At 73.6% G+C, this 24,142-nt stretch carries 27 protein-coding genes and 1 riboswitch; of the genes, 17 read left to right on the top strand and 10 right to left on the bottom strand.

The genetic code is table 11. From position 1 onward, the window contains the following. Nucleotides 1–7: 7 nt before the first annotated feature. Both CHC11_RS24470 and CHC11_RS24465 read right to left on the bottom strand, forming a co-directional pair. Nucleotides 8–1,150, bottom strand: coding sequence for a cobalamin B12-binding domain-containing protein (locus CHC11_RS24470; RefSeq protein WP_245919682.1), 1,143 nt, complete (start codon nucleotides 1,148–1,150; stop codon nucleotides 8–10). After that, a complete protein-coding gene (locus tag CHC11_RS24465; RefSeq protein WP_089314128.1) occupies nucleotides 1,147–2,865 on the bottom strand; it encodes a PP2C family protein-serine/threonine phosphatase in 1,719 nt (572 codons plus the stop codon). The genes CHC11_RS24470 and CHC11_RS24465 overlap by 4 nt, the downstream gene beginning before the upstream one ends. A gap of 252 nt (nucleotides 2,866–3,117) precedes the next feature. Here CHC11_RS24465 and CHC11_RS24460 point away from each other — a divergent pair, with 252 nt between their 5' ends. After that, entirely contained in the window at nucleotides 3,118–3,642 is a 525-nt protein-coding gene (locus tag CHC11_RS24460; protein ID WP_089314220.1) for an STAS domain-containing protein, read from the top strand. Here CHC11_RS24460 and CHC11_RS24455 read toward each other — a convergent pair. Further along, nucleotides 3,611–4,243: a fasciclin domain-containing protein gene (locus tag CHC11_RS24455; RefSeq protein ID WP_089314127.1), complete on the bottom strand. Its 633-nt coding sequence runs from the start codon at nucleotides 4,241–4,243 to the stop codon at nucleotides 3,611–3,613. The genes CHC11_RS24460 and CHC11_RS24455 overlap by 32 nt on opposite strands. A gap of 129 nt (nucleotides 4,244–4,372) precedes the next feature. Here CHC11_RS24455 and CHC11_RS24450 point away from each other — a divergent pair, with 129 nt between their 5' ends. From CHC11_RS24450 to CHC11_RS24430, 5 genes are all read left to right on the top strand, one after another. Next, entirely contained in the window at nucleotides 4,373–4,966 is a 594-nt protein-coding gene (locus CHC11_RS24450; RefSeq protein WP_089314126.1) for a TetR/AcrR family transcriptional regulator, read from the top strand. A 45-nt stretch (nucleotides 4,967–5,011) separates the two neighbouring features. Beyond that, nucleotides 5,012–5,500, top strand: coding sequence for a nitroreductase family deazaflavin-dependent oxidoreductase (locus CHC11_RS24445; RefSeq protein WP_089314125.1), 489 nt, complete (start codon nucleotides 5,012–5,014; stop codon nucleotides 5,498–5,500). Between the two features lie 328 nt (nucleotides 5,501–5,828). Next, nucleotides 5,829–6,206 carry a BlaI/MecI/CopY family transcriptional regulator gene (locus tag CHC11_RS24440; protein ID WP_089314124.1) on the top strand — a complete coding sequence of 126 codons (378 nt, stop codon included), beginning with the start codon at nucleotides 5,829–5,831 and terminating at the stop codon, nucleotides 6,204–6,206. A gap of 4 nt (nucleotides 6,207–6,210) precedes the next feature. Further along, nucleotides 6,211–6,459, top strand: coding sequence for a hypothetical protein (locus tag CHC11_RS24435; protein WP_089314123.1), 249 nt, complete (start codon nucleotides 6,211–6,213; stop codon nucleotides 6,457–6,459). 105 nt (nucleotides 6,460–6,564) lie between these two features. Further along, a riboswitch (cyclic di-AMP (ydaO/yuaA leader) is annotated at nucleotides 6,565–6,710 on the top strand. Between the two features lie 3 nt (nucleotides 6,711–6,713). After that, nucleotides 6,714–7,757: a C40 family peptidase gene (locus CHC11_RS24430; RefSeq protein WP_089314122.1), complete on the top strand. Its 1,044-nt coding sequence runs from the start codon at nucleotides 6,714–6,716 to the stop codon at nucleotides 7,755–7,757. A 152-nt stretch (nucleotides 7,758–7,909) separates the two neighbouring features. On the opposite strand, the gene CHC11_RS24425 is transcribed toward CHC11_RS24430, so the two are convergent. Then, a complete protein-coding gene (locus CHC11_RS24425; RefSeq protein WP_089314121.1) occupies nucleotides 7,910–8,641 on the bottom strand; it encodes an NUDIX hydrolase in 732 nt (243 codons plus the stop codon). A 124-nt stretch (nucleotides 8,642–8,765) separates the two neighbouring features. Between CHC11_RS24425 and CHC11_RS40530 the strand changes: the two genes are divergently transcribed. From CHC11_RS40530 to CHC11_RS24395, 7 genes are read left to right on the top strand one after another with little or no spacing between them, the layout of a single operon-like run. After that, nucleotides 8,766–9,092, top strand: coding sequence for a hypothetical protein (locus tag CHC11_RS40530; RefSeq protein WP_143227269.1), 327 nt, complete (start codon nucleotides 8,766–8,768; stop codon nucleotides 9,090–9,092). After that, nucleotides 9,074–10,744 (top strand): Hsp70 family protein, encoded by a 1,671-nt coding sequence (locus CHC11_RS24420; RefSeq protein WP_143227264.1) that lies wholly within the window; start codon nucleotides 9,074–9,076, stop codon nucleotides 10,742–10,744. Before CHC11_RS40530 ends, CHC11_RS24420 begins: the two co-directional genes overlap by 19 nt. Further along, nucleotides 10,741–12,102 (top strand): GTPase, encoded by a 1,362-nt coding sequence (locus CHC11_RS24415; RefSeq protein ID WP_089314119.1) that lies wholly within the window; start codon nucleotides 10,741–10,743, stop codon nucleotides 12,100–12,102. The genes CHC11_RS24420 and CHC11_RS24415 overlap by 4 nt, the downstream gene beginning before the upstream one ends. After that, nucleotides 12,099–12,593 (top strand): nucleotide exchange factor GrpE, encoded by a 495-nt coding sequence (locus CHC11_RS24410; protein ID WP_143227258.1) that lies wholly within the window; start codon nucleotides 12,099–12,101, stop codon nucleotides 12,591–12,593. The genes CHC11_RS24415 and CHC11_RS24410 overlap by 4 nt, the downstream gene beginning before the upstream one ends. Nucleotide 12,594: 1 nt before the next feature. Beyond that, on the top strand, nucleotides 12,595–14,538 hold the full coding sequence (locus tag CHC11_RS24405; protein ID WP_089314117.1) for a dynamin family protein: 1,944 nt from the start codon (nucleotides 12,595–12,597) through the stop codon (nucleotides 14,536–14,538). Further along, nucleotides 14,538–15,131 carry a hypothetical protein gene (locus tag CHC11_RS24400; RefSeq protein WP_218826224.1) on the top strand — a complete coding sequence of 198 codons (594 nt, stop codon included), beginning with the start codon at nucleotides 14,538–14,540 and terminating at the stop codon, nucleotides 15,129–15,131. Before CHC11_RS24405 ends, CHC11_RS24400 begins: the two co-directional genes overlap by 1 nt. Beyond that, a complete protein-coding gene (locus CHC11_RS24395) occupies nucleotides 15,131–16,321 on the top strand; it encodes a 5'-methylthioadenosine/S-adenosylhomocysteine nucleosidase family protein (RefSeq protein WP_089314116.1) in 1,191 nt (396 codons plus the stop codon). The genes CHC11_RS24400 and CHC11_RS24395 overlap by 1 nt, the downstream gene beginning before the upstream one ends. 6 nt (nucleotides 16,322–16,327) lie before the next feature. Here CHC11_RS24395 and CHC11_RS24390 read toward each other — a convergent pair whose 3' ends face one another. Next, nucleotides 16,328–17,743 carry a dihydrolipoyl dehydrogenase family protein gene (locus CHC11_RS24390; protein ID WP_179278978.1) on the bottom strand — a complete coding sequence of 472 codons (1,416 nt, stop codon included), beginning with the start codon at nucleotides 17,741–17,743 and terminating at the stop codon, nucleotides 16,328–16,330. A 240-nt stretch (nucleotides 17,744–17,983) separates the two neighbouring features. Here CHC11_RS24390 and CHC11_RS24385 point away from each other — a divergent pair, with 240 nt between their 5' ends. The 3 genes from CHC11_RS24385 to CHC11_RS24375 are packed head-to-tail and all read left to right on the top strand — an operon-like array spanning nucleotide 17,984 to nucleotide 20,159. Beyond that, the gene (locus CHC11_RS24385) at nucleotides 17,984–18,904 is read left to right on the top strand and encodes a cation diffusion facilitator family transporter (RefSeq protein WP_089314115.1); all 921 of its coding nucleotides are present in this window, start codon (nucleotides 17,984–17,986) and stop codon (nucleotides 18,902–18,904) included. A gap of 5 nt (nucleotides 18,905–18,909) precedes the next feature. Then, nucleotides 18,910–19,272, top strand: a complete 363-nt coding sequence (locus CHC11_RS24380) for a BlaI/MecI/CopY family transcriptional regulator (protein WP_089314114.1) — start codon at nucleotides 18,910–18,912, stop codon at nucleotides 19,270–19,272. Next, nucleotides 19,269–20,159 (top strand): M56 family metallopeptidase, encoded by an 891-nt coding sequence (locus CHC11_RS24375; protein WP_089314113.1) that lies wholly within the window; start codon nucleotides 19,269–19,271, stop codon nucleotides 20,157–20,159. The genes CHC11_RS24380 and CHC11_RS24375 overlap by 4 nt, the downstream gene beginning before the upstream one ends. Nucleotides 20,160–20,168: 9 nt before the next feature. On the opposite strand, the gene CHC11_RS24370 is transcribed toward CHC11_RS24375, so the two are convergent. From CHC11_RS24370 to CHC11_RS24350, 5 genes are all read right to left on the bottom strand, one after another. Continuing rightward, nucleotides 20,169–20,624, bottom strand: coding sequence for a tellurite resistance TerB family protein (locus tag CHC11_RS24370; protein ID WP_089314112.1), 456 nt, complete (start codon nucleotides 20,622–20,624; stop codon nucleotides 20,169–20,171). Between the two features lie 74 nt (nucleotides 20,625–20,698). After that, on the bottom strand, nucleotides 20,699–21,241 hold the full coding sequence (locus CHC11_RS24365; protein ID WP_089314111.1) for a DapH/DapD/GlmU-related protein: 543 nt from the start codon (nucleotides 21,239–21,241) through the stop codon (nucleotides 20,699–20,701). A 40-nt stretch (nucleotides 21,242–21,281) separates the two neighbouring features. Beyond that, the gene (locus tag CHC11_RS24360) at nucleotides 21,282–22,253 is read right to left on the bottom strand and encodes a LysR family transcriptional regulator (protein WP_089314110.1); all 972 of its coding nucleotides are present in this window, start codon (nucleotides 22,251–22,253) and stop codon (nucleotides 21,282–21,284) included. A gap of 223 nt (nucleotides 22,254–22,476) precedes the next feature. Continuing rightward, a complete protein-coding gene (locus CHC11_RS24355) occupies nucleotides 22,477–22,869 on the bottom strand; it encodes a nuclear transport factor 2 family protein (RefSeq protein ID WP_089314109.1) in 393 nt (130 codons plus the stop codon). Beyond that, a complete protein-coding gene (locus tag CHC11_RS24350; RefSeq protein WP_089314108.1) occupies nucleotides 22,866–23,540 on the bottom strand; it encodes a TetR/AcrR family transcriptional regulator in 675 nt (224 codons plus the stop codon). Before CHC11_RS24350 ends, CHC11_RS24355 begins: the two co-directional genes overlap by 4 nt. Before the next feature lie 111 nt (nucleotides 23,541–23,651). Here CHC11_RS24350 and CHC11_RS24345 point away from each other — a divergent pair, with 111 nt between their 5' ends. Beyond that, nucleotides 23,652–24,104, top strand: coding sequence for a DUF6069 family protein (locus CHC11_RS24345; RefSeq protein WP_218826223.1), 453 nt, complete (start codon nucleotides 23,652–23,654; stop codon nucleotides 24,102–24,104). Nucleotides 24,105–24,142 lie beyond the last annotated feature (38 nt).

Raw genomic sequence — 24,142 nt, 5'->3', positions numbered from 1 at the left:
CAGGCGGTCATGCGTCCCTGCCTTCGACGGGATCGCTCACCGCGCCCGGAGCGCCGCCGGCGGCGTCCGGCACCGTCTGCCGGAGGGTGTCACATGCGCGGGAGAGCAGGTCGGCGGCCCGGGGGTAGTCGACGAGTTGCTCGGCCAGCAGCTCCAGGCCCGGCAGGAGGCTCTCGGCGGGCACGCCGCGCGCCGTGAGGATGCCCGCCGTCCAGCCGATGAAGCCCGTGAACAGGTCGGGGTCGTCCACGTAGAGGGCGGTGCCGAGGAAGTCGACGATGTGGGCGATGTCCTCGGCGGTGTGGCGGCGCTGCCGGTCGGTGTAGTCCGCCATCGCCGGGAAGCGGGCCGGCAGCTCGGCCAGCACGGACCGCACGAGCCCGCGCGCGGTCCGGCTGATCTGCGCGTACTCCTGGTCGGCCAGGTGCGGCAGGTCGTCCGTGACCTGGTGGAGGGCCGGCGGCCTGCGCAAGGGCCCCTCCGCCAGCCGGTCGGCGGCGGAGCGGGCGTCGGGGGCCCAGCCGTCGGCGCCGAGCAGGGCGGCGTACCGGCCGTCCGGCCCGAACGCGGCACCGCCCACCAGGACGGGGGTACCGGTCGCCTGGCAGGCGATGATGGCGGCGTGCGCGGAGGGCAGCCGGGTGGCGATCGAGGACGACAGCGCCACCACGGCCGGGTTGGTCCGGTGCACGTGGGCGATCAGGTGCGGGGTCGGCACCTGGGCGCCGAGGTAGTCGACCTGCCAGCCGCGCAGCCGCAGCACCTCGGCCAGGATCCGTGCGGGCAGCGCGTGCCACTCCCCGTCGATGCACGCGACCGCCACCCGGCCGCGCGGCTTCTCGCGCCGTTCCAGGGCCTTGCGGACGGCCGGATGATGCGCCAGCGCGGCGATCGTCCGTTCGTTGATCGCCGTCGCGGTGTGCTCCTGCGCGACCGTGAGCCGGTTCGCCGCCCACTCCCGGCCGACCCGGGCCTGCAGCGGCGCGATGATCTCCAGCAGGACGGCCTCGGCGCCCGCCCCCCGGTCGAGCGCGGTCGTGACGGCGTCGGCGGCGGCGTACTCGTCGCCCGCGATGACGGCGTCCCACAGTCGGTCCGTCACCGCGCCGGGCCCGGGGGGAGGCCCGTGGTGCCGTGCGGTTCCGGTCACGCGGTGAACCTCCCCGGTCCCTGCCCCCCTACGGCGCTCAGGTGGAAGCGCCGGGGAGCGGTGAGGGCGACCACGGCCATGTCGTCGTGCTTGCCGGTGCCCACCCATTCGGAGGCGAGCATGTGCACGCGTTCGACGAGGGCCTCCGGGGGCATGCCGCCGCAGCGGGTGAGTTCGCCGCTCAGCCGCTCGTCGCCGAACATCTCGTCGCCCAGCGGGCCGCCGAAGGCCTCGGTGATGCCGTCGGTGTAGAGCAGGCACGTGTCGCCCGGCTCCAGCAGCACGGTGGCGGTCGTGGAGGTGATCGTGTCGAGCACCCCGATCAGCGATCCGCCCGTGTCGGCGGTCTCGACCTCGCCGCCGGCCCGCACGATCAGCGGGCGGGTGTGGCCCGCGCTCGTCAGGCGCAGCCGCACATGGCCGCCCTCCCGCCGCACCGAGGCCAGCACGAGGGTCACGAAGCGGGTGGACTCGCTGCTCAGCAGCGTTCCGTTCAGCAGCTCCAGCACCCGCTTGTGGTCGTCGGCCAGCGGGAGCAGCGCCTGCAGCGTGTTGCGGATCTTGCCGGTGAGCACGGCGGCCTCCAGCCCCTTGCCGCACACGTCGCCCAGCACGACCATCGACTCCTGCTCGGCGTCGGAGCCCTCGGCCGCCGGGTGGAGATCGTAGAAGTCGCCTCCGACGAGTTCCCCGGCGCCCGACGGGCGGTACCGGGCCGCCAGCTCCACCTCGCTCAGCCCCCTGCCGCTCGGCGGCAGCAGCTCGCGCATCAGCGTCTCGGTGATGGACGCCTGCTCGGCGTACACGCGGGCGGCCGACATGGCCGCGCCGGCCCGAGCCGCGAACAGCCGGGCGATCATCTCGTCGCCCTCGGAGAACGCGCGCCGCCCGCCGCGCCGCAGCAGCACCAGCGCGCCGGCGGGCACGCCGTGCCCCGGAAGCGCGGTCACCACCATCGCGGCGAGGTCGCCCAGGTCGGCGCGGAAGATCCAGGGGGGCGCGGCCGCCGGGTCGAGCCAGCGTGAGGCCACCGGCGGGAACCCCTGCATCGCCTCCGCGAGGCCCGGGACCGCCGCGGGGTCCACGACGAGGTCCTGGTGGTCCACCTGGCCGTCCGGGCCGCAGTAGGAGACGGGGTAGCCGCGCCCGGAACCGGGCGCGATCACCAGGGCGGCGTCGGCGAGGTAGCGCGCCGCCAGGTGGACGGTCACTTCCATGCACCGTTCCAAGTTCAGCGACGCCAGCAGTTGGCTGGACGCCTCCGCAAGGAAGGCCGTGCGCTCCCGCTCGTCGGCGAGTTCCCGTTCCAGCCGCCGGTGCGCGGTGACGTCGAACAGCCACCAGACCGTCCCCGCCAGGGGGCCAGGCGGAGCGTCGGGATCGCCGTGGCCCTCGTCGGGCACGCCGTGGGCCTCGAAGGCGCGGTCGCCGATCGACCCGTGCGCCACCGGCCGCGACGTACCGGGGTGGGTCATATCGGCATGGGTCACGTTGGCGAGGGGGGCACTGGTCAGTGCGTGGTGCGCGTCGGCCAGCCAGGCGGGCGCCGCGTCGTCCATCAGGGCGCCCGGTGCCATGCCGAGCAGCAGGCGGGCCGCGTCGTTGAGCCGCGTGACGGTGCCGCTCGGATTCACGGCCAGCGCGGGGTACGGACCGGGCCCGAGCGCCGGGTCGAGAACGCGCCGAGTGCCGTCTATGCCTTGGGTCAGTTCCATCACGTCGCAGCCTGCGGCGGGACCACTTCCTTCCTCAGCTGTGCCGCCAAACGAGGATCTTGTCCTCACCACCACCCTAACCACAACAAGACAGTTGCCGGAAGGCAAAGATTCGTCGCACCCCGTCCGAGGGCCGCCGTCCGGCCGGAGGGCGACCAGGTCAGCCGCGTGATCGGCGCCTCATGATCGGCGCTGCCCGAATGCTTTCGGCGTTCCGGGGTAGCTTCGCCTCAACGGGAGGTCGAGTCTGTGATGGAAGCGGTACAAGACGGAAGTCATACGTCGCCTCGGCTGTGGCGCGACCCTCACGACAGGCTCCGAATAGGCGTCGAGAATCGCGACACCTGCATTGTCGTACGCGTCGATGGTGAAATTGACTACCTCACGGCCGACGCCTTCCGGGACCATGTTCTCTCGCACGCGCCGGCCGCATGGCGGATCATCCTGGACCTCCAGGATGTGGCGTTCTGCGATTCCTCCGGGCTGGGGGCTCTGGTGGGCCTCTGGAAGGCCGTCACGGCCCGGCATGGCCGGCTGGTCCTCAGCCGCCCGAGCCCGGTGTGCCACCGGATCCTGCAACGCACGGGCCTCGACGCGCACATCATGATCAGCCCCACGCTCCGGCACGCCTTCGCGAGGGTCGCCGCGGATCAGGCCGGTGCGGGGCCTTCGCCACTGGTTCCCGACGCGCGCCAGGACGCCTCCGACGGCGCCGAGGACGATCACATGGCCGGGAGGCTCGGGGTCACTCGGGCGGCATCAGGACGCCGTCGATGACGTAGACGGTCGCGTTGGCGGTCTGGACGTTGCCGCAGACGACGTTCGCGTCCTTGCCGACCGTGTAGGAGTCGCCCGAGCCGCTGCTCTTGAGCCTGGCGCCGTTCAGCGTCCTGAAGTCGCCCGTCCCCAGCCCGTCCGGCGAGACCTTCTTGTCGACCACGTGGTAGGTGAGGATGCTCGTCAGCGTCTTCTCGTCCGCCATGGCCTTGTCGAGCGTCGCCTTCGGGATCTTCCGGAACGCGTCGTTGGTGGGCGCGAACACGGTGATGTTCTTCGACGAGTTGAGCGTGGCCGCCAGCCCGGCCTTCCGCACGGCGCCGCTCAGCGTGGACAGCACCGGGTTGTTGGACGCGGCGGTCGCCACGGGGTCGGTGGACATGCCCTGGAAGCTGCCCTTGCCGGAAGCCTGGACGGCCGAGCAGGCGGGCCCGAACGGCAGGCCGGCGGACGGGGCGCCGCTCATCGAGAGCGTCGGCGCGGGCGATGCGGTCGGGGCCACGGCGGCGTCGCCCTTGCCGTCGTCGCCGGAGCAGGCCGCCGCGCCGGCGGCGAGGGCGGCCGCCGCGAGGACGCCGGCGACGATGCGGTTTCGGGGCATGTGAATTCCTTTGTCGGAGACTTCCGGCGGAGCGTGTGGGAGCCGGGAGCAGCGTCCCACTCGGCGACCCGCTGCCGCCACGTGTCCAGCCCGGGGGCGGGCGCGAGCCGCCCGTGCTAACTTGGTCGGGTGACCAACTTGGCCGACCGACCAAATTCGCCGCGCGGGGATCGCCGGCGACGGCAGCTGGTGGACGCCGGGATCGCGCTGCTGGACCTGGAGGGCTGGCCGGGCGTCTCCACCCGCGCCGTGGCGGAGCGCGCCGGCACCAACCCCGGCCTGATCCACTACCACTTCGGCGGGCTGGCCGGACTGCACGCGGCGATCTTCCGGCAGGCCACGGACCTGATCGTCGGGCCCCTGGTCGCCGAGCTGCTGGCGGCGCCGGACGAGCGCGCGGCGCTGGAGGCGATGCGGAACCTGCTGGCCCAGGCCCCGGCCGGCGAGCCGGGGTCACGGCTGGCCGCCGAGCTCATCGTGGGCGCGATGCGCGACCCCGCGCTGGGCGCGGTGCTGCGCGACGAGCTCCGGCAGGCCCGCGCGCAGATCGCGGACCGCCTTCGGGCGCTGCACCCGGACTGGCCGCCGCGCCGCCTGGCCGGCGCGGCCACCCTGATCACCGCGGCGATCGACGGGGTGGTGCTGCACTACATGATCGACGGCGACCTCCCGGTCGGCGACGCCCTGTCCGCGGCGGCCGACCTGCTGGAAGGCCGGGCATGAGGGTCGCCCGGAACCCGCCGTCCCCGACCTCGTGAAGGACCGAACATGGAGATCCTCGACAGGCCCGCCCCGCCGACCGGACTGCGCCGCCTGCTGTGGCGGCTGCCCATCCGGCTGTACCGCATGGGGCTCGGGCCGCTGCTGGGACACCGCGTCATGCTGCTCACGCACACCGGCCGCGTCTCCGGCCTGCCGCGCCAGGTCGTCATCGAGGTCGTCCAGAAGGACGGACACGGCTACGTGGCCGCCTCCGGATTCGGCCCCCGGGCGGACTGGTACCGCAACGTCATGGCCGCTCCGGACGTCACCCTCCAGATCGGCGGGAGGCGCGTCCAGGCGACCGCCGCCCCGATCCCGACCGGCGAGGGCGGCGAGATCATGGCCCGGTACGCACCCCGCCACCCGACCGCCGCGCGCCGGCTCTGCAAGCTCATGGGCTTCGCCGTCGACGGCGGCGTCGAGGACTACCGCCAGGTCGGCCGGCACATCCCCTTCGTGCGCTTCACCCCGCGCCCCCCGTCCCCGGCGAGCTGATCCGGTCCCGCGGCGCGGGGGCCCGGTGTCCCCGCCGGGCGGGGACGACCGTGGGGAGGCCGTCCCCCTTGTCGTCAAGACGTGTGCTCGAAGGCGACATCGCCGCGGCCTGTCCATGGACCACGAGGTCTTCCTGATCTCGCGGTCCGGGAGGAGTACGAGCGCACCGGCGACACCCGGGCGGCCGTCACCCGCGGCTGGCGCGCACCGCCAAGGCCATCACCGCCGCGGCCGCCATCATGCCCCGCCTGCGCTGGAGGAACCCCGCGTCGGGAGGCCGGCGCGCGGGAGACGTCCGGCACAATGTGGGCGGGACGGAGGTGACCGCGTGTCCGCACTCGGTGGATCGCTCGAACGTTCCGTCATGGACGTGCTCTGGGCGGCGCCCCGTCCGCTGCGGGTCCGTGAACTGCTGGCCGAGCTGAACGAGGACGCGGAGAAGGCGCTGGCCTACAACACCGTGCAGACCGTGGCCGAACGCTTGGCGCAGAAGGGCCTCCTGCGGCGCACGCAGGACGGCCCGGCCTTCCGTTACAGCCCGACGCGGCCGCGGGAGGAGTACGCGGTCGAGTTGATGCTGGACGCGTTGAGCGAGGCGGCCGACCACGGCGCCATCCTGGCGAGGTTCGCCGAGAGCGTCCCGCCGGAGGACGCCCGGCACCTCCTGGACGCCCTGCGGCGGCGGACCGCCGGCGAGGACCCGTGAACCCGTGATCCTCCTGGTGACCGGCCTGGTCGTCCCGGCGGTCGTGCTGGGGTGGGCGGCGGGGCCCGTTCTGGATCTGCTCAGGCGCTCGGCCGTCGGCCCCGGGACGGCCGTCGCCTGCTGGGCGGCCGCCCTCGCCGGGACGATCATCGCCGCGGCGGGGATCGCGGCGGGTCTCTTCGTGGTGGCGGCGGTCGCCGCGCCGCTCCTGGGCGGCGCCGTGGCGATCGCCGAGCTCGCCGCGACATGCTGAGGCGTTATGTGGCTTTTGGGGAAATCCTCCGCTCCGGTGGCGAACTGACCGTAAACCTCCTACGCTCCGTAGGAGGTCACGGTCCGACGTCCCCGCCGGGGACGGCCGGCGACCGCGCCGAATCCCGCGGACGGCTCCGTCCGGGGAACCGGGGACCCGATCTTCAGGGGTGAATCCGTCCCGCGAGGACGGTAGGGCGACTCCGGCCCGAACCCGTCAGCTGACCCGGTAGGCGGTACAGGAGAGGACACCGCATGCAGCGACGAGCTGCCGGCCCCCGAACGACAGCCCGCCGCAGGATCCGCACCGGCTCGGCATGGACGGCGGCCCTCGCCCTGTCCGCCGGGCTCCTCGCGCCCGCGCCCGCCCACGCCGAGCCCAAGCCGACCCGCAAGGAACTGACCGCGCGGCAGGAGAAGCTCGCCGACGAGGCCGAGAAGCTCAGCGAGCAGTACAACGGGCTGCGCGAACGGCTCAAGCAGGCCGAGCACGCCGCGAAGGTGGCCAGGAGCAGCGCCCAGCGCCAGCAGAAGACGCTGGAGGAGGCGCGCGAACGCATGGCGAAGATCGCCGCCGACAGCTACAAGAACGGCCCGGCGGACCCGGCCATCACCTTCGCCTCGTCCTCCGACCCGCAGGCCGTCCTGGACCAGTCGGCCACCCTCAACTACTTCGCCAAGCAGAACGACACCCGCATCACCCAGATGCTCCAGGTGATGCAGGGCGCGGACCGGTCCCGCAAGGCCGCCGAGCAGCGCGCGGCCCAGGTGCGCCGGCTCACCGGCGAGGCGAAGAAGAAACGGCGGGAACTCCAGGTCAGGCTCAAGAAGGTCGAGAAGCAGCTCGGCACCTTCAAGACCGCCGGTGCGCGCCCCGGCTCCATCCCCAACATCAGTTCCGGCGGCGCCTCGGCCAAGGCGATGACGGCCGTCCGGGCCGCGCTGGCCCAGCAGGGCGTGCCCTACTCCTGGGGCGGCGGCACCGCCTCCGGCCCGAGCTACGGCACGGCGCAGGGCGCCAACATCAAGGGCTTCGACTGCTCCGGCCTGACCCTGTACGCCTACGCGCAGGTCGGCGTCACCCTCGGCCACTACACCGGAAGCCAGTACAACGCCGGGACCCACGTGAGCATGAGCCAGCTCAAGCCCGGCGACCTGGTGTTCTTCCACAGCGACCTGCACCACATGGGGATGTACATCGGCAACGGCAACATGGTCCACGCGCCGCAGACCGGCGACGTCGTCAAGATCGCTCCGCTCGCCGGCCGCCCGTTCGCCGGCGGGGTCCGCGTCGCCTGACCGCGAGTTCCGGTCCCGCTCGGTCTCGATCACCTGCCGCCCCGTCCGGTAGGGAGCGGGCACCCGCCGGCGTCCGGCCGCCCTGGCACCGTCCAGGGCGGCCGGGTCGGCGCCCACCGGCGGCCGGCCGTCCGGGGGTCTCCGACCGCCCATCAGGCCCCTCCGCCCGGCTCCGGACCGAGCGGTGACGGCCGGTGCATCGGGGGGACGAGCGCCGTCGCGGGTCCGGCGCGGTAGAGCGCGGCCGGGCGGCCGCCCCCCACGGTGCGGCGGCCGGTGGGGATCAGGAAGCCGGGGGTGTCGATGACCTTGCGGTGGAAGTTCGAGCGGTCCAGGTCGACGCCCCACACGGTCTCGTAGACCTCCCGCAACTCGCTGATCGTGAACTCCGGCGGGCAGAAGCGGGTGGCGAGGGTGGTGTGCTGGAGCTTCGTCCTGGCCCGCTCGACCGCGTCCGCGAGGATGCGCCGGTGGTCGAACGCCAGCGCGTCGGCGTGGACCAGCGTCCTGCCGACCGGCGACCACGACGCCGCCCGCGCGTCCGACCCGGGGCGCGGTACCGGGAGGTCGGGGGCGATGGCGAGGTAGGAGCAGGTGATGACGCGCCTGTCTCGCGGGTCCCGGTCCGGGGCCGAGTAGACGCGGACCTGCTCCAGGTGGAAGTCGCCGGTCTCCAGGCCGGTCTCCTCGCGCAGTTCGCGCACCGCCGTGTCCTCCAGAGTCTCCGCGCCGCGGAGGAAGCCGCCCGGGAGGGCGAGGCGCCCGAGGAACGGCTCGTTCCCCCGTTCCACGAGCAGCACGCAGAGGACGCCGTGGCGGATGGTGAGGATGACCAGGTCGGCGGTGACGTGGACGAGGTGGGGTTCGCGGCGGTGGCCAGACACGGCCAGAGACTAACTAATGGTCGCGTTGACAACAAATCGTGAACGCGCTTAATGTCCTTATGACAACAAGTTGACGTGATGTAGATCACAGGCGGGATCGAGGGATCCGGGGGCGGGTGGTCCAGTGATCGCTTCTATCGACGTAGGCGCCTCCCTGACGAAGGCGGCGGTGATCACCGAGCCCGGGGCGCCGCCCGCGGCGGTGCGGGTCGAGGGCGTGCCGGAGTGGCCGACCGTCCTGGTGCTGAAGCGCGACCGCTCTCTGGAGACGGGCGTCGCCGCGCGCAACCGGGGTGCGGGCCGGACGTTCCGCGACCGCTACCACACCGGGCTGAAGCAGATGATCAACCGGGCGGGCGCGCTCGACCCCTGTACCGGGAGATCCACTTCGGCTCCGGGGACACCCAGCCGCTCGTCCGTGGCGTCGCGACGGTGCTCGCCCACGCCCTGAAGACGATCAGGGACCGGCACGGGGACGTCGACCACCTCGTCCTCACCCATCCCGTCCTGTGGACGGACCGGGAGAAGGCCGTCCTCGCCGAGGCCGCCGTCGCCGTCGGCTGCCCCGACGTCAGCCTCGTCACCGAAGCCGAGGCCGCCGGGGCGCGGGCCGTGGAGCGGCAGAGCGGCCTCGACTCGTTCGCCGTCCTCGACTTCGGTGCGTCGACGTTCGACTTCGCCGCCCTGCGCGCCTCCGGCGGCGGTGCTCCGCGCACCTTCCACCAGGCGGGGCGGCTGATCGGCGGCGACGACTTCGACGCCGCCGTCCTCGCGATCGCGCGCGACCGTGCCGGTGAGCGGGAGCGGCGCGTGCTGAACGAGATCGCCGCGCGGGACCCCGAACTGCTGCGCGCGGAGGCCGAACTCGTCAAGCGCGCCCTGAGCGACAGCGAAGAGGCGCATTTCGCCGTTCAGGGGCTCGACATCGTCATAGACCAGGACGATTTCGTCGACGCCATCGAGCCTCTGGTACTGGCGTGCACGGCGGTCGCCGGCGAGGCGTTCGCCGCGCTCGGACCGCGTGCGCCCGGGACGATCGTCCTGAGCGGCGGCACGGCGCGGGTGCCGGCCCTGCGCGAGGAGGTCCGGCGCCTGGCGCACACCTGCGGAACGGCGTTCGTCGATCTCACCGACACGGCCGAGGGCAGCCCTGTCGTGCTCGGGGCTCTGCGCTGCGCCCGCCCCGGGGCGGGCCGCCTTCCCTCCGCTTCCCGGCCCTTCACCCTCGTCCCCGCCGGCCATCGCGCCGGAGACGGGCCCCGGGACGTGGCGGGGACCCGCGGCGGGGTCCTCGAACTGTCGGAGGACGGCCGCGTAAGGGTCGGGGCAGGCCCCGCGGGCCTGGCGGGCGGGCCGCTGCCGCCGGTCCGCCGGGTGCGGAGCGCCCTGCTGTCCGGCCGCGTGGTCCTGGCCAGCGACTCCCCGGCCTTCATCGTCGGGGATGTCGATCCCCAGGGGTTCTTCCGGGAGGACGTGGTCCTCGGGCGGCTCGCGGCGACGCCCGCCCGTCCGGACGGCACCACGGCGATGGCCTTCGAGGGATCGCTGCTCGCCTGGACCCAGCGGGACGGCGAAGGCGTCCTGCACGACCTCGGCACGGGCCGGTGGTGCCGCCTGGATCCCGGGGGCCCCGTCCGGTCGCTCGCGTTCTGCGGCGGGTCCCGGCTGGTCGCGCGCCTGCCCGGAAAGGTCGTCCTGCTGGACGTCGCGACGCTCGGCACCGTGACGGTGCTGGGCCTGCCCGAGGAGGCGGAGCTCGCCGTCGACCCGCGGCGGCCGGTGCTCTACACGGCCCACGACGGGGAGCTCGTCGCCCGGCGGGAGGAAGGCGGAGATCTGGAACCGGTCTGGGCCAGGCCGCTGCCCGCGGGCGGTTCGCTCGCCTGGACCGCCACCGCAACCGAGGACGCCGTGATCGCGTTCGACCGGCACGACTCCGTGTACCGGGCCGTCGAGGTGGGCACCGGTGAGCAGATCGCCCTGCGGGACGCCATCGCGATGCCCCGGCCCAGCGCCCTGCACCCCAGCCCCGAACCCGGCGTGGTCTACGCACACGCCGGCGGATCGCTGCACCGCCTGCACCTGCACGGGGCGCCGGCATGACGGCCGGGGACGGCGCCTCGGCGCTGATCGCGCGGCACTGCAGCGAACTGCTGGCCGCCCCGGCGTTCCGCGACGACCCCGCGCTGCGCGACGACCCGACGCTGCGCGACGTCGTCGCCCAGTGCGGTCAGCCACTGCGGGTCCTGCTCGTGGGGTCGATCTCGACGGGCAAGTCGACGCTGCTCAACGCCCTGGTGGGCCGGCCGCTGGCGGCGACCGCGTTCGCGGAGACGACCTCGACCGTCACGTGGTACCACGCCCCGGATCTCCCTGCGCCCGACCTCCCCGATCCGGGGCACCGCTCGGTCGCCTGCGACTTCCCGCTCGCCCGGCACGTCCTGCTCGGCGACACGCCGGGCCTCGACTCGGTGGTGCACTCGCCCCGCGAGACCCTGCGCATGCTGGGCGGCTCGGACCTCACCGGCGCGGCGGCCGCCTTCGTCTGCGTGCTCACCGGGGGGCGGATCGACCAGTGGGCCCGGGGGATCGAGGAACTGGCGGCGTTCTCGGCGGGGCCGCTCGACGTCGTCGGGAACATCGTCGTGGCGATGTCCAAGATCGACCTGGTGAGCGACCCGGTCGAGGAGATCGAGGAGAAGGTGCGCCGCACCACGCCGGTGCCCTTCCGGTTCGCCGCGGTGAACCAGCTGATGGCGGCCACCGCGCGGACGGGCGGCGTCGACGCGCGCGTCCTCGGCGCGCTGGAGGCCCTGCGGGAACGCCCCGACGTGCTGGCACGCCCGACCCTGAGCTGGGAGCGGCTGGCCGAGCAGCTGAGCGACGCCCTGCCGCCCGGCCACCTCGACGCCCTGAGACGGGCCGTGGGCGGCCCCGCCTGGCTGCCCGCCCTCGTGCGCGCGTCGGCGGGGAGGACGAGCGCCGCCGAGGTCGCCGAGGTCTTCGAGGAGCTGTCCCGCATCCGCTCCCTGGAGGCGGTCCTCGCCGACATCGCCGGCGACCGCGACCTGTTCACCGCCACGGCCGCGAACCTGCGGCTGCACCGGCTGGCCGCCCGGCTCCCCGACGGGCCGGCGGCGCTGCTGCGGGCCCGGTTGGACGCGGTGGCAGGGTCCCGCGAGTTCGCTCTGCTGAGCCGGCGGGCGGGCGGACGGCTGATCGAGCGGTCCGGCGTGGACGGACTCGACGCGCGGGAGGCGCGCCTGGCGGTGAGCCTGCTGCGCTCCGAGGCCGTCGGGCGGGCCGATGCGTCCGCCGCGCTGGCCCGCTGGCGCGAGCACGCCGCCGACCCGTTCCGCGACTCCCGGTTCCGGGAGCTGGCGGCCCTGGTCGTGGACGCGGCACGGGAGGCGCTGTCGGATCCGCGATCCGACGCGCTGATGAACAAGGAGGCAGGTTGAAACGTACGTTCTGGGCGGTCCGCCGTGCCCTGGCACAGGCCCTGCGCCTGTTCGCGCACCGCCTCGACCCCGGGGCGCGGCCCATGGCAGCGGCCGGACCGGGGTTACCCGCCCCCATGCCCGCTGGCGCTCCGTCCCATGAACCCCCCGCCCGGCCCGCGGCCCGGGTAGCGCCGGGCGAGGACCGTCACGCACGGGGGGACGCCGATGCCGCCGGACGGATCCTCGCGGTCGCCGACCGCCTCGACAACCGCGAGCTCGCACGGCGCCTGCGCGCCGCCGTGGCGATGCTCGGAGCCGTCGACGTCGTCGATCCGGCGGTCGGCGACGCCTACGACCCGCTCGTCCACCAGTGGGCCGAGAGCAGGAAGCCCGGGACGCCCGCCGACCACGAGCGGATCGCCGAGGTGCTGGCGGTGGGGTTCACCGACGCCTCCGGTGCCGTCGTCAGGCCCGCGCGTGTCGCCGTCTTCGACGACGAGGAGCAGTGAGATGACGGACCCGCACGCGATGACCGCGCCCGACGCCGCGATCGACCGGATCGTCACGGAGATCGTCGAGATCGCCAGGGAGCAGCTGGTGAGCGACCGGCTGTGGCGGCCGCTCGAAGCGCTCGCGGGCCGCTGGCATGAGCCCTTCGCCCGCGTCACCGTCGTCGGCGAGGTGTCCGTCGGCAAGTCCACGCTCATCAACGCGCTGGTCGGGCAGGAGATCCTTCCGGCGGCGACCGAGGCGCTCTCCTCCGTGCCGGTGGAGCTCCGGCACGGAGACAGGACGAGCGCCACCGTCGCGGTCCAGCGCGGTGACGCCATCACCTACCGGGAGCTGAACGGCACCGCCGAGATCGGCGAGTACCTGACGACCCGGGGCGAGAAGGGCGTGGAAGTCCGGCACGGACGGGACGCCTTCGTCCGCAACGCCGGGATCACCCTGCCCTCGCCGCTGCTGGCGGAGGGGCTGCGCCTGGCCGACACCCCCGGTGTCGGCGGCCTCAATCCGGCGCACCGCAGGCTGACCCTCGCGACCCTCACCGACTGCGACGCCGTCCTGTTCGTCATCAAGCCCGGAGAGCCGGTCAGCGAGCCGGAGCTGAGGTTCCTCGCGGAGTCCGTCGAGCGGGTCGGCACCTACATGATCGTCCAGACCCACCGCGACCAGACGGGGTCCGCGAGGCGGTTGCGGCACAACCTGGACATGCTGGGACAGACCGCGACCTGGTCCCGCATCTGCGACGGGGACGAGAAGGAGGCCGAACGGCTCGCCGGCAAGTTCGCGGACGTCCGCGGCGAAGCGGTCTCGGCACGGCTCGCCCTCAACGCCCTGGTCCAGCCCCCCGGTCCGGAGCGCGACGCCGAACTGCGCGTCAGCGGCATCCCCGGCCTGGCCGAGCGCCTGCGCCAGGAGGTGATCAGCCGAGTCGGCGACATCCACCGCAGGGACCTGCTGCGGCTGGCCGAGTCGACGGCCGCGGCCACGCGCGCCCGCCTGACCGAACGCAGGACCCTGCTCGGCCAGGACGACGCCGCGTCCGACGCGATCCGGGCACGGGAGCAGAACATCCACCGCTGGGCCGCCGACCGCGGGGACACCTGGAAACCGGACCTCGAGGCCGCGACGCTCTACGCGCAGAGCGAGGTGCGCAGGCTCGCGGCGGAACGGGTGCGCATACTGCGCACCACCTATCTGGACAGGTTCCCCGGCATGGGCGTCAAGAAGCTCGCGGCCGCCGTGCCCCAGATGATGGACGAAGCGGACGCCACGGTCATCGAGATGCGGCAGATCGTGGCCGACCGGCTCAACGACGCCGTGGACACCATCCGGCACCGCGGCCCCGGCGACGCGGTCTCGGCCCACCTGGACCGGCTCAGCCTGATGGACGGTCTCGCGGGGAACCTGCCCACGTCCTTCGAGACCGCCGACCTCACCCCGGACACCTCCTTCCTCACGGGTGTCGCCAGCATGGGGATCGGAGCGATCACGCACAGGCCGGACCGGCGGCCGGACCACGAGAAGGACCGCGCCCTGCCGGTGCCCGCCCACCGCCCGCCCCCCGGCCACGGCACCGGGCACCAGGGCGGCGGCCTGGGCTACTACCTGGTGACCGCCGTGGTCCTCGCCGGCCTGAACGCCTGGCGCAGGCGCAAGGCGCGGACGCAGGAGGCCGCGGTGCGCGTCTACGAGGAGGTCGTGCGGGCCGTCGCGGGACCGGCGGTCGAGGACTCCGTCCGGGCGGCGGAACGGGAGCGGGACGCGATCATCGAGGTGATCGAGGACCGGGTCGAGGAGGAGCGGCAGCAGGTCGTCCGGGACCGCGAGGACCTGGCGCAGATGACGGGGCTCACCACCGACCGCCGCGTCGAACTGCTGAACGGGATCGACCTGTCCGCTCGCCGGCTCGACGCCCTGCTCGCCGAACTGCGGAAGGTGGGCGCGTAGTGGGGGCGGCGACCAGGGCCGAGCGGTCGTCGTCGCCGGCGTGCGGCGGCGGGATGACGGCGGCCGGGCAGGTCCTCCTCAGCGAGTACCAGGCCCTCAAGGCGGAGCAGAACGCCCGCATCGTGGCGAGGGACAACCTGATCTACGCCACCCTCGGCGCCTTCGCGGCCACCGCCGTGGCCATCGCGGGGCTGTCGGGCCAGGCGAAGCTGGTCCTGCTGCTCCCGCCCGCGTGCGTCGTCCTCGGATGGACCTATCTCGTGAACGACCAGAAGGTCTCCGCCATCGGCCGCTACCTGCGCGCCGAACTGGGCCCCCGGCTGGCCCGGACGATCGGGGCCGACGCCGGAGAGGTGCTGCGCTGGGAGACGGTGCACCGGAGCGGGCGCGGCCGCAGGTCGGGGAAGCGCCTGCAACTCGGCGTCGACCTGGCCACGTGCGTGCTCCCCGCGGTCCTCGCCGTCGCGGGCTACTGGGCCGCGGGGCCGCGCGAGCCGGCGCTCATCGGCGTGTCCGCCGCGGAGACGCTCGCGCTGGCGGTGCTGGCCGTCCGGATCGTGCTGTCCGCAGACCTGACCACGGAGGGACCCTGATGGGGAAGGCGCGCATCGGACTGATCGTCCCCCTGCCCGAGGAGTACACGAGCGTCGAAGGCGTCTTCGACGTCCTCGGAGACCACGAGCAGGGCGGACGCGTCTACTACCGGTTCCTCGTACCGGGGACCGAGCACGCCGGAGTGCTCACCGTCGTCAGCGACATGGGGCCGGAGAACGCCGCGCTCGCCGCCGCCGACCTGATCGGCGAGTTCAAGGTCTCCCTGGTCGTGGTGATCGGCCTCGCGGCCGCGCTGAGCGACGACATCGTCCTCGGCGACGTCGTGGTCGGGTCGGAGATCGTCGACTACCTCAACGAGGGCAAGGTCGTCGGTAACGCGCAGGACGGGACGCGGTTCGACGTGGTCATGGCCGGCACGAACTGGAAGCCCTCCGCACGCCTGCGCACGTTCGTGCAGAACTTCCCGCTCAGGAAGGTGAGCCGCGGCGCGCTCGGAGCCTGGGCCGAATCGGCGCTGGAGCAGTGCCGGATCGCGCCGGGCCGGAGGCCCTCGGAGCCGCCCCGGCTGCACTTCACGAAGATCGCGACCAGCGGGCTGGTCGTCGCCTCCACCGCCTTCAAGCAACGGATCAAGGAGCATGACAGGAAGATCGGCGCGATCGAGATGGAGGCGGGCGGGGCCGCGCTCGCCGCCTACCGCAAGGAAGACGTCGACCTGCTGGTCGTCCGGGGCATCTCCGACCGTGCCGAGCACCGCAAGACCGCCGCCGACGGCACGCGCGACGTCGACGGACGGCCCGCCGCGTGGCGCCGCTACGCCGTCCGCAACGCCGCGAGCCTGCTGGCGGCCATGCTGGCGGACCCGCACTTCCCCTGGCGCGAGACGCCTGCCGGCGCCGGCGCCGCGCCCGTGGCGTCCCGCCCACCGGGCGATCTGCCGATCTCCCCGGCCAGCGCCGCCGAGGACCCGCGGCCGGGCCACCGGACGCCCTCGCGGGACCGAACCGGCCGGCCGATCACCGCGGCCGAGGGGCTCGGCCTCGCCGCCGCCGCGGCGACGGGCCTCGCCGCCGGCGCGAAGATCGAGCATCACCACCACAAGGACCCTCCGGGCGACGACCGCCACGAGCCCTCGCCCCAGGATCCGGCACCCCCGCACCCCGCCTTCGAACCGCACGACCGGTCCACCCCTTACGAGCCGCCGCAGGACGATTTCGGCGCGTTCTGAGAGTGCTCAGCCGCGGTAGGTCTCCAGGAGGCGGAGCCAGACCTCGCTGATGGTGGGGTAGGAGGGGACGGCGTGCCAGAGGCGGGAGATGGGGACTTCGGCGGTGACCGCGATGGTGGCGGAGTGGAGCAGTTCGGCCACGCCGGCCCCGACGAAGGTGACGCCGAGGAGCGTCTCGCGGTCCAGGTCGACCACTGCGCGGGCGTGGCCCTGGTAGCCGTCGGCGTACAGCGAGGCCCCGGAGACGTCGCCGAGGGCGTAGTCCACGGCCCGTACCCGGCGCCCCTCCCGGGTCGCCTCCTCCAGGCTGGGGCCGACGGCCGCGACCTCGGGGTCGGTGAAGACGACCTGCGGGACCGCCCGCTCGTCGGCGGTCGCCACGCTGCGACCCCAGGCGGCGGTGTCCAGGGGGCGCCCTGCGGCGCGGTCGGCGATCACCGTGCCGAAGATCCGTCCCTGGTACTTGCCCTGGTGGGTCAGCAGCGCGCGGCCGTTGACGTCCCCGGCCGCGTAGAGCCACTCGCCGGGCACGCCGGCCGCCAGGCCGGTGGAGTCGACCTCGATCGGCCGGCCCGGGGCCAGCCCGACCGTGTCCAGCCCGAGGTCGTCGGTGGCGGGCGTGCGTCCGGTGGCGAACAGGACCTCGTCGGCGGTGACCGTGCCGCCGCCGTCCAGGGTGAGCGTCACCTGCCCGTCGCGGCGGACGGCGGTGGCCGACGCGCCGAAGCGCAGGTCGACCCCGGCCGCGCGCAGGCCCTCGGCCACGGCCTCGCCGGCGAACGGCTCCATGCGCGGCAGCAGGCGCGACCCGCGCACCAGCTGCACCACCTCGCTGCCGAGCGCACGCCAGGCCGTGGCCATCTCGCAGGCCACCACGCCGCCGCCGATGACGGCCAGCCGCGGCGGCACCCGCTCGGAGGAGGTCGCCTCGCGGCTGGTCCAGGGGCGGATCCCGGCCAGGCCCGGCAGCCCGGGCAGGGCCGCGCGGGTGCCCGTGCACACCGCGACGGCGTGGCGGGCGGTCAGTACCCGCCGTTCCCCCTCCGGGGTCTGCACCGCGACGCGCCTGGGCCCGTCCAGCCGCCCGTGGCCGCGGACGAGGACGAGCCCGGCGCCGTTCAGCCACTCGACCTGGCCGTCGTCCTTCCAGTGCGAGGTGAACCCGTCCCGGCGCCTGAGGACCGCTCCGGCGTCCAGCGGGCCGGTCACCGCCTCGCGGGCACCGGCCACCCGCCGCGCTTCCGCCAGCGCGGCGGCCGGGCGCAGCAGCGCCTTGCTGGGCATGCAGGCCCAGTACGAGCATTCCCCGCCGACCAGCTCGCTCTCCACGACCGCCACGCTGAGCCCGCCGGCGTGCGCCCGCTCGGCCAGGTTCTCACCCGTCGGCCCGGCCCCCACCACCACGACATCGAACTCGTCCATGCCCCCGCCCTTCCGAATCGGCCGCAGTCTCGTCCACCTGGATCCTGCCGGATTCGGCGGCGTCAGGCAGGTCGGCCCCGCCGCCGTCAATGATCGCAAACCGCGGAGAGCCGGTCCCCCTGAGGCCCCGCCGGTTGTGCTACAAGCGTAGTTGGCGCGGACCCGGCAGGACATGCTGCCGGCGATCACCGCCTACGCTTGGCCGGACGTTTCGCAAGGGCGGGTACGACAGGGGAGTCCGTGAGCGCCGAAGGCAGCACCAAGGCCGTCATCACCGCGCTGGGCGCGAACCTGGGGATCGCGGTCACCAAGTTCGTGGCGTTCGCGCTGACGGGTTCGTCGTCGATGCTGGCCGAGGCGATCCACTCGGTGGCCGACTCCAGCAACCAGGCGCTGCTGCTGATCGGCGGGAAGCGCGCGGAGCGGGACGCGACCGAGGAGCATCCGTTCGGGTACGGGCGGGAGCGCTACATCTACGCGTTCCTGGTGGCGATCGTCCTGTTCAGCCTGGGCGGGCTGTTCGCGCTGTACGAGGCCTGGCACAAGATCAGGGATCCGCACCCGATCGAGGAGTGGCAGTGGGTGCCGATCGCCGTCCTGCTGGTCGCGATCGTCCTGGAGGGGGCGGCGCTGCGCACCGCGGTCCGGGAGTCGAACCGGAGCCGGGGACGGGCGAGTTGGGTGCAGTTCGTCCGCCGGTCCAAGTCGCCGGAGCTGCCGGTGATCCTGCTGGAGGACACCGGGGCGCTGGTCGGTCTGGTGTTCGCGCTCGCGGGCGTCGGCCTGACCCTGATCACCGGCGACGGCGTCTGGGACGGGATCGGCACCGCCGCGATCGGCGTGCTGCTGGCGGCCATCGCGATCGTGCTGGCCACCGAGGTCAAGAGCCTGCTCGTCGGGGAGTCCGCGACCCCGGGGCATGTGCGGCTGATCAGGCGGGCGATCGTGGAGGGCGATGACATCCCCGCGGTGATCCACATGCGCACCATGCACCTCGGGCCGGACGAGCTGCTCGTCGCCGCGAAGGTCGCCGTGGACCTCCAGGACGACGCGCGGGAGGTCGCCGACGCGATCAACGACGCCGAGGCCCGCATCCGCGCGGCGGTTCCGATCGCCCGCCTCGTCTACCTTGAGCCGGACGTGCTGCGGAAGGGGGTTTGAGGACGGTGCCGCGCAGGCCGCTCGGGCAGCTGGAGGCAGAGGTGCTCGCCGCGCTGGCCGGGCTCGGCGGGGCGGCCAGTACCGCCGAGCTGGTGGAGCGGCTGGACGGTGATCCCGCCTACACGACGGTGAACACCATCCTGCACCGGCTGCACGGGAAGAAGCTGGTCTCGCGCACCCGGGCGGGCCGGCACTACCGGTACCGGCTGGCCGTCGACGAGTCCGAGCTGGTGGCGGGGCGCATGCACGACCACCTGCGGCACGCCAGCGACCCGGGGAACGTGCTGAACCGGTTCGCGCGGTCGCTCAGCGCCGAGGACGCGCGGAGGCTGCGCGAGTTCCTCGACCCTCCGGAGGCCGGCGGGTGAACTGGTTCACCTTCCTGCCCCTCGCCATCATGCTGACGTTGAGCGCCGCGCTGGCGAAGGCGCCGTTGCGGCTCCATCCGTCCTGGTCGGCGCGGCTGCTGGCGACGACCGGGGCGATGACCGCCGTGGCCGCGCTCGGCACCGGCTTCTTCGTGGCCGTCAACTACGCGGCGACGCTGGCGCCGTCCGCCGCGGCGCACGTCCCCGAATGGGCGCTGTTCGGTGACGACCGCCCGGTCCCGGACGCGGTGGGGATTCCGGCGGCCCTGCTGTCGGCCGCCGGGCCGGCGGCCGCGGGCAGGGCCACCGCCCGCTGGGCGGCCGCGCTCCGTACCGCTCGGGCGGACGCCCGCGAGCCCCTCGACACCGATGTCCCGATCGCCGTCGCGATCCCGGGCCGGCGCGGCGGGGTCCTGGTCTCCCGGGGCCTGCTGCGTGGTCTGACGTCCGAGGAGCTCCACGTCGTCTTCCAGCACGAGACGTCCCACCTCAGGCACCGGCACCACCGCTACCTCGCCGCCGGCACCCTCGCCTCGGCCGTCCTGCCGCCGCTGCGGCCCCTGGCCGCCCGGTTGCGGCTGGCGACGGAACGCTGGGCGGACGAGGACGCCGCGGAGGCGACCGGCGACCGCGCCGCCGTCGCCCGGACGATCGCGAAGGTCGCCCTCGCGCAGCCGCGCGACCCCGGGCCGGCGAGCGCGTTCGCCGAGTCCGGGGTCGTCGAACGCGTCGAGGCGCTGCTGGGCACGGCACCGGCCAAGAACGCGGTCGCCGGCCCGCTGCTGTTCATGGGCAACGGCGTCGTCACCGGGTCGCTGACCGCCGCGACCCTCCAGCTGGACCACGTTCTCGTGTCGCTCCTGGTGTCGCTGCTCGCGTTCCGGTGACGGGAGCCGTCAGAGCTCGAACTCGGCGGGATCGAGGCCGGCGGCGAAGCACGCCTCGCGGACGACGGCCTTCTCGCTGTCGTCGAAGTGCCCGTCCGCACCGCCGATCACGATGCCGATCTGGATGACGGCGCGCGCCTCGGCGGGCTTCTTCTTCGTCTTGCCGATGTCCTGCAGGACCGCCACCTTCCCGAAGTCGAAGTCGGCGGTGAGCTTGGACACGTAGTCGTTGAACCGCCGCTGCAGGTCGTCGGCGGGGAAGTTCTGCAGCACCTCGTTGGAGGCGATCAGGGACGCGGTCCGCTGCCGTTCGGACGGGTCCACGCTGCCGTCGGCCGCCGCGACCAGCGCGCACATCGCCATGCTCGCGTCCCGGAACGCTCCGCTCTTCAGTTCGTTCTTCCTGCTGAGCAGCTGCGTCTGCAAGCTCTGGGTGGAGTCGCGCAGCTTGTCCCAGAAAGGCATCGTGATCCTCCGCTCGTCGGTCGTCCCTTCCGACCCTAGCCCCCCTGCTACACATGTAGTAGCGAGGGAGGCCGTCACCACTGCCGCTGGAGGGCCGCCTTGCCGCCGGTCACCAGGCTCGCCGGCGGAACGTCGTCGGCCACGACCGCGCCGGCGGCGACCACGGAGTCGCGGCCGATGCTGACGCCGGGCAGGATCGTGGCGCCGGCGCCGATCCACACGTTCTCCGCCACGTCGATGGGCCCGCCGGTCAGCCACTCCCGGCGCTCCCCGGGATCGACCGGGTGCCCGACGGTGATGAACGTGGCCTTCGGCCCGATCATCACGCGCTCGCCGAGCCGGATGCCGGCGTAGTCCAGGAAGGTGCAGTTCTGGTTGACGAACACGCGCTCCGCGAGGTCCAGGCGGAGGCCGTGGTCGGTGTAGAAGGGCGGATGGACCGTGACTCCCGCCGGCAGCGGCCTGCCGAGGATCTGCTCGAACAGGTCGGCCTTGCCCGCTTCGTCCTCGAAGGGCAGGACGTTCAGGCGCGAGGTGAGCTCGGTGGCCCGCAGGAACCTCGCGGCCATGGCCTGAAACTGCGCGCCGTGGATGCGCATGAGGCGGTCGCTGGGCATGGGCGATCCTTCCTGGTGGAGCGGTGACTGGATGAGCCGGTCATTTCACCTTCGTCAGGCGACCGTTCGCGATACCGCCGCTGCCGCGCGCCCTCGCCCAGGACGGGAGCCAGACCGCGCCAGGAAGCCTTGGCGTGCACCCGAGGTGGGTGATGATCCCCCGCAGTTCCGGGTGCGGATTCGTCCTCGGAATCATGAGCGAGAGCGGGTACGCGAGGGTCTCCACGATGGGGATGCGGCGCAGGTCGTGGCTCGTGGGCCACAGGTACCGGTCGCGTGCCCCGACCAGAGTCGCCACCTGCGCGGAGTCCGCGAGAGTGTCCAGGAGCACCTCGTCCCCGAAATGCGGGCCCGCCGCGTCGATGCGCAGGTCGAACTCGGTGGCGAGCTGGTCGTAGAACTCTCCCCATTCGCTTCGGGGTGCGATGCCCGGCACCCATATCCGTTGCCCGCGCAGCTGCGGTGGCGCCAGTTTCCGCGCGGAGGCGAGCGGATGCCTCGGGCCGACGAGCAGTTCCAGCGGGGAGTCGAACGCGTGCACCATCCGCACGCCGGGCGGCAGGACGGCCGGGTCGGTGACCGTGCGGAACGAGGCGTCGATATCGCCTGCCTGGACGGCGGCGACCGCCACGCGCGGGTCGTCGACCCTGAGGGTCACCAGGTCGAGGTCGGACCCGGGCCGCGACCTCCAGTACTCGTGCAGAACCACGGCCTGGGCGCTTCGGTAGCCGAGAACGTCGATCCGAAGGGCACGCGACCCCGGCCTGACCGCGGCGACGGCGCGCTCGACACCTGCGACGACGCTCCGCGCGTGGGGGAGGAACGCCTGGCCGTCGAGCGTCAGCTCTACCCCGCGGGAGGTCCGTGTGAAGAGGCGGACTTCCAGATCGCGCTCCAGGGCGGCGATCCGCTTGGAGACCGCCTGCTGCGTCACGCCCAGCTCGTCGGCCGCATGCTGCAACTGCCCGAGCTCGGCCGCCCGGACGAACGATCGCAATGCCTCGGTGTCCACCGGTTCACCCTAGGCGCGCACAACCGACCGTTGTGGCGCGCCGCCGGGCGGTTGTCCAAGCGGTCGGCGATGCACCGAATGCCCCGGTCAGGATGGATGGACCCGCAGCGTCCGGTGAGGAAGCCGAGCACTCGCTGACGGCGTGAGACCCGCCTCAGCCCGTCCGCCCTCCGGCGGCCGGGGCAGGCGCGCCTCGGCCGGGGGCGCTGGCACGCCGGTGATGTCAGGTGGTGTGGCGCCAGGAGCCACCCGTGGCGCGTTCGAACGCCGTGCGGGTGGTCGCGGTGTCGTAGAAGATGCGCAGTGTCGTGATCAGGCCCTCGCCGTCGAGCTCCAGCATGTCCACGCACTCGAAGCCGGCCGCGGTGCCCGAGGACAGCGTCCAGTCGAAGCGGAACCAGACGCCGACGAGCCGTTCGCCCTGGGTGACGCCGCGAAGGTGGAGTTCGGAGCGGCCCGTGTCGGCCAGCAGCCTCGGGTAGAACTCCGCGGCGGGCAGCGGCCCGTACAGCGGGGAGTGGACGATCGCCTCAGGGTGGAAGAGCGCGAGCACGCCCTCCAGGTCGCCGCGCTCCAGGGCGGCGAGATAGTCCGCGGCCAGCCTGCGGGGGGTCATGACCGCTCCTCGATGAGGACGGCCAGGCCGTCCAGGAGGCGGTCCAGGCCGAAGGCGCGGGCGTTGTCGTCCAGGGTCGGGGTGGGGCCGCTCAACGCCTTGCTGAGCTCGGGGAACAGGTCCGCCCGGCCGCGGATCAGTGCGGCCGTCTCGCTGCCGCCCGACCAGGCCTGGGTGCCGGCCGTGGTCATCGACTGGGTGGTGCGGACGTGCCCGAACAGCAGGAACGCGGCGGCCATGCGCTCGTCGCCGGTGAGACCGGTTCCGGCCAGCGCGGCCATCGCGCTCTCGGTCCACCCGGCCTCGCGGGGGCCCATGACACGGGCGCCCACGGTGACGGTGGGCAGCCAGGGGTGCCGCCGCCAGACCTCGGCGAGCCGCCGGACGAACTCCTCCAGCCGGGCCCGCCAGCCGCCGGGCACCTCGCCCAGGTCGGGCGGCTCTCCCACCGCCGTGTCGATCATGATGCTGAGCAGCTCGGACTTGTTCGAGACGTGGCGGTAGAGCGACATCTTGGTGAAGCCGAGAGCGGTGGCGACGCGCTGCATGGAGACCGCCTCGATGCCCTCGGTGTCGGCGACCGCGATGGCCGCCTCGACGATCGCGGACACCGAGAGCGGCATGCGCGGCCGCTTCTCCGGCCGGCCGCTGAGATCCCAGAGCGCCTTCATCCCACCACCCTCTTGTCAACCCGGCACCGATGTGTCTAGCTTACATCATGTGTCCGGTGGACACTTAGTATCTAGTGGACGCCTCCCCCCAGTGAAAGGTCAGGCCAGACCATGACGAGCAACGTCACCTCCAGCGTCGGCACCGTCCAGGCCCCGGTGGCCGCCGCCCCGACCGCCCCCCGCACCGTCCCGATGTGGCGCGCCGGCCTGTTCGGCTGCGTCGCCGCCGCCGCGGCCACCACCGCCGTCGCCGCGGCCGGCAGGGGCGCGGGGGTGCCCCTGGAGATCGACGGCGAGCCGATCCCGCTGCTCGGCTTCACCCAGCTGACGCTGCTGTTCAGCGCGATCGGCGTGCTGCTGGCCGTGGCGCTGCGCCGCTGGGCCGCGTCGCCCAGGCGCACGTTCCTCGCGGCCACCGCCGTCCTCACCGCGCTGTCGATCGTCCCCGACCTGATCATCTCGGCGACGGCCGGGACGAGGCTCACCCTGATCGCCGCCCACCTCGTGGCCGCGTCGATCGTCATCCCCCTCGTCGCCGCCCGGCTGCCCGCCCGCACCCGATAGCGACCGACCCGATGCACGACAGCGAGACGACCGAGGAG

Source organism: Actinomadura mexicana (assembly GCF_900188105.1).
GTDB lineage: Bacteria > Actinomycetota > Actinomycetes > Streptosporangiales > Streptosporangiaceae > Spirillospora > Spirillospora mexicana.
Note: the sequence above shows the minus strand (reverse complement) of the source record. Positions and strands in the feature narration are given on the sequence as shown.

Bases quoted from the DNA above. Each gene is read 5' to 3' on its own strand.
- CHC11_RS24355 (WP_089314109.1), bottom strand. From the start codon at position 22,869: ATGACCCCCCGCAGGCTGGCCGCGGACTATCTCGCCGCCCTGGAGCGC.
- CHC11_RS24395 (WP_089314116.1), top strand. From the start codon at position 15,131: ATGGGGAAGGCGCGCATCGGACTGATCGTCCCCCTGCCCGAGGAGTAC.
- CHC11_RS24390 (WP_179278978.1), bottom strand. From the start codon at position 17,743: ATGGACGAGTTCGATGTCGTGGTGGTGGGGGCCGGGCCGACGGGTGAG.
- CHC11_RS24415 (WP_089314119.1), top strand. From the start codon at position 10,741: ATGACGGCCGGGGACGGCGCCTCGGCGCTGATCGCGCGGCACTGCAGC.
- CHC11_RS24405 (WP_089314117.1), top strand. From the start codon at position 12,595: ATGACGGACCCGCACGCGATGACCGCGCCCGACGCCGCGATCGACCGG.
- CHC11_RS24455 (WP_089314127.1), bottom strand. From the start codon at position 4,243: ATGCCCCGAAACCGCATCGTCGCCGGCGTCCTCGCGGCGGCCGCCCTC.
- CHC11_RS24350 (WP_089314108.1), bottom strand. From the start codon at position 23,540: ATGAAGGCGCTCTGGGATCTCAGCGGCCGGCCGGAGAAGCGGCCGCGC.
- CHC11_RS24370 (WP_089314112.1), bottom strand. From the start codon at position 20,624: ATGCCTTTCTGGGACAAGCTGCGCGACTCCACCCAGAGCTTGCAGACG.
- CHC11_RS24345 (WP_218826223.1), top strand. From the start codon at position 23,652: ATGACGAGCAACGTCACCTCCAGCGTCGGCACCGTCCAGGCCCCGGTG.
- CHC11_RS24365 (WP_089314111.1), bottom strand. From the start codon at position 21,241: ATGCCCAGCGACCGCCTCATGCGCATCCACGGCGCGCAGTTTCAGGCC.
- CHC11_RS24460 (WP_089314220.1), top strand. From the start codon at position 3,118: ATGGAAGCGGTACAAGACGGAAGTCATACGTCGCCTCGGCTGTGGCGC.
- CHC11_RS24430 (WP_089314122.1), top strand. From the start codon at position 6,714: ATGCAGCGACGAGCTGCCGGCCCCCGAACGACAGCCCGCCGCAGGATC.
- CHC11_RS24445 (WP_089314125.1), top strand. From the start codon at position 5,012: ATGGAGATCCTCGACAGGCCCGCCCCGCCGACCGGACTGCGCCGCCTG.
- CHC11_RS24465 (WP_089314128.1), bottom strand. From the start codon at position 2,865: ATGGAACTGACCCAAGGCATAGACGGCACTCGGCGCGTTCTCGACCCG.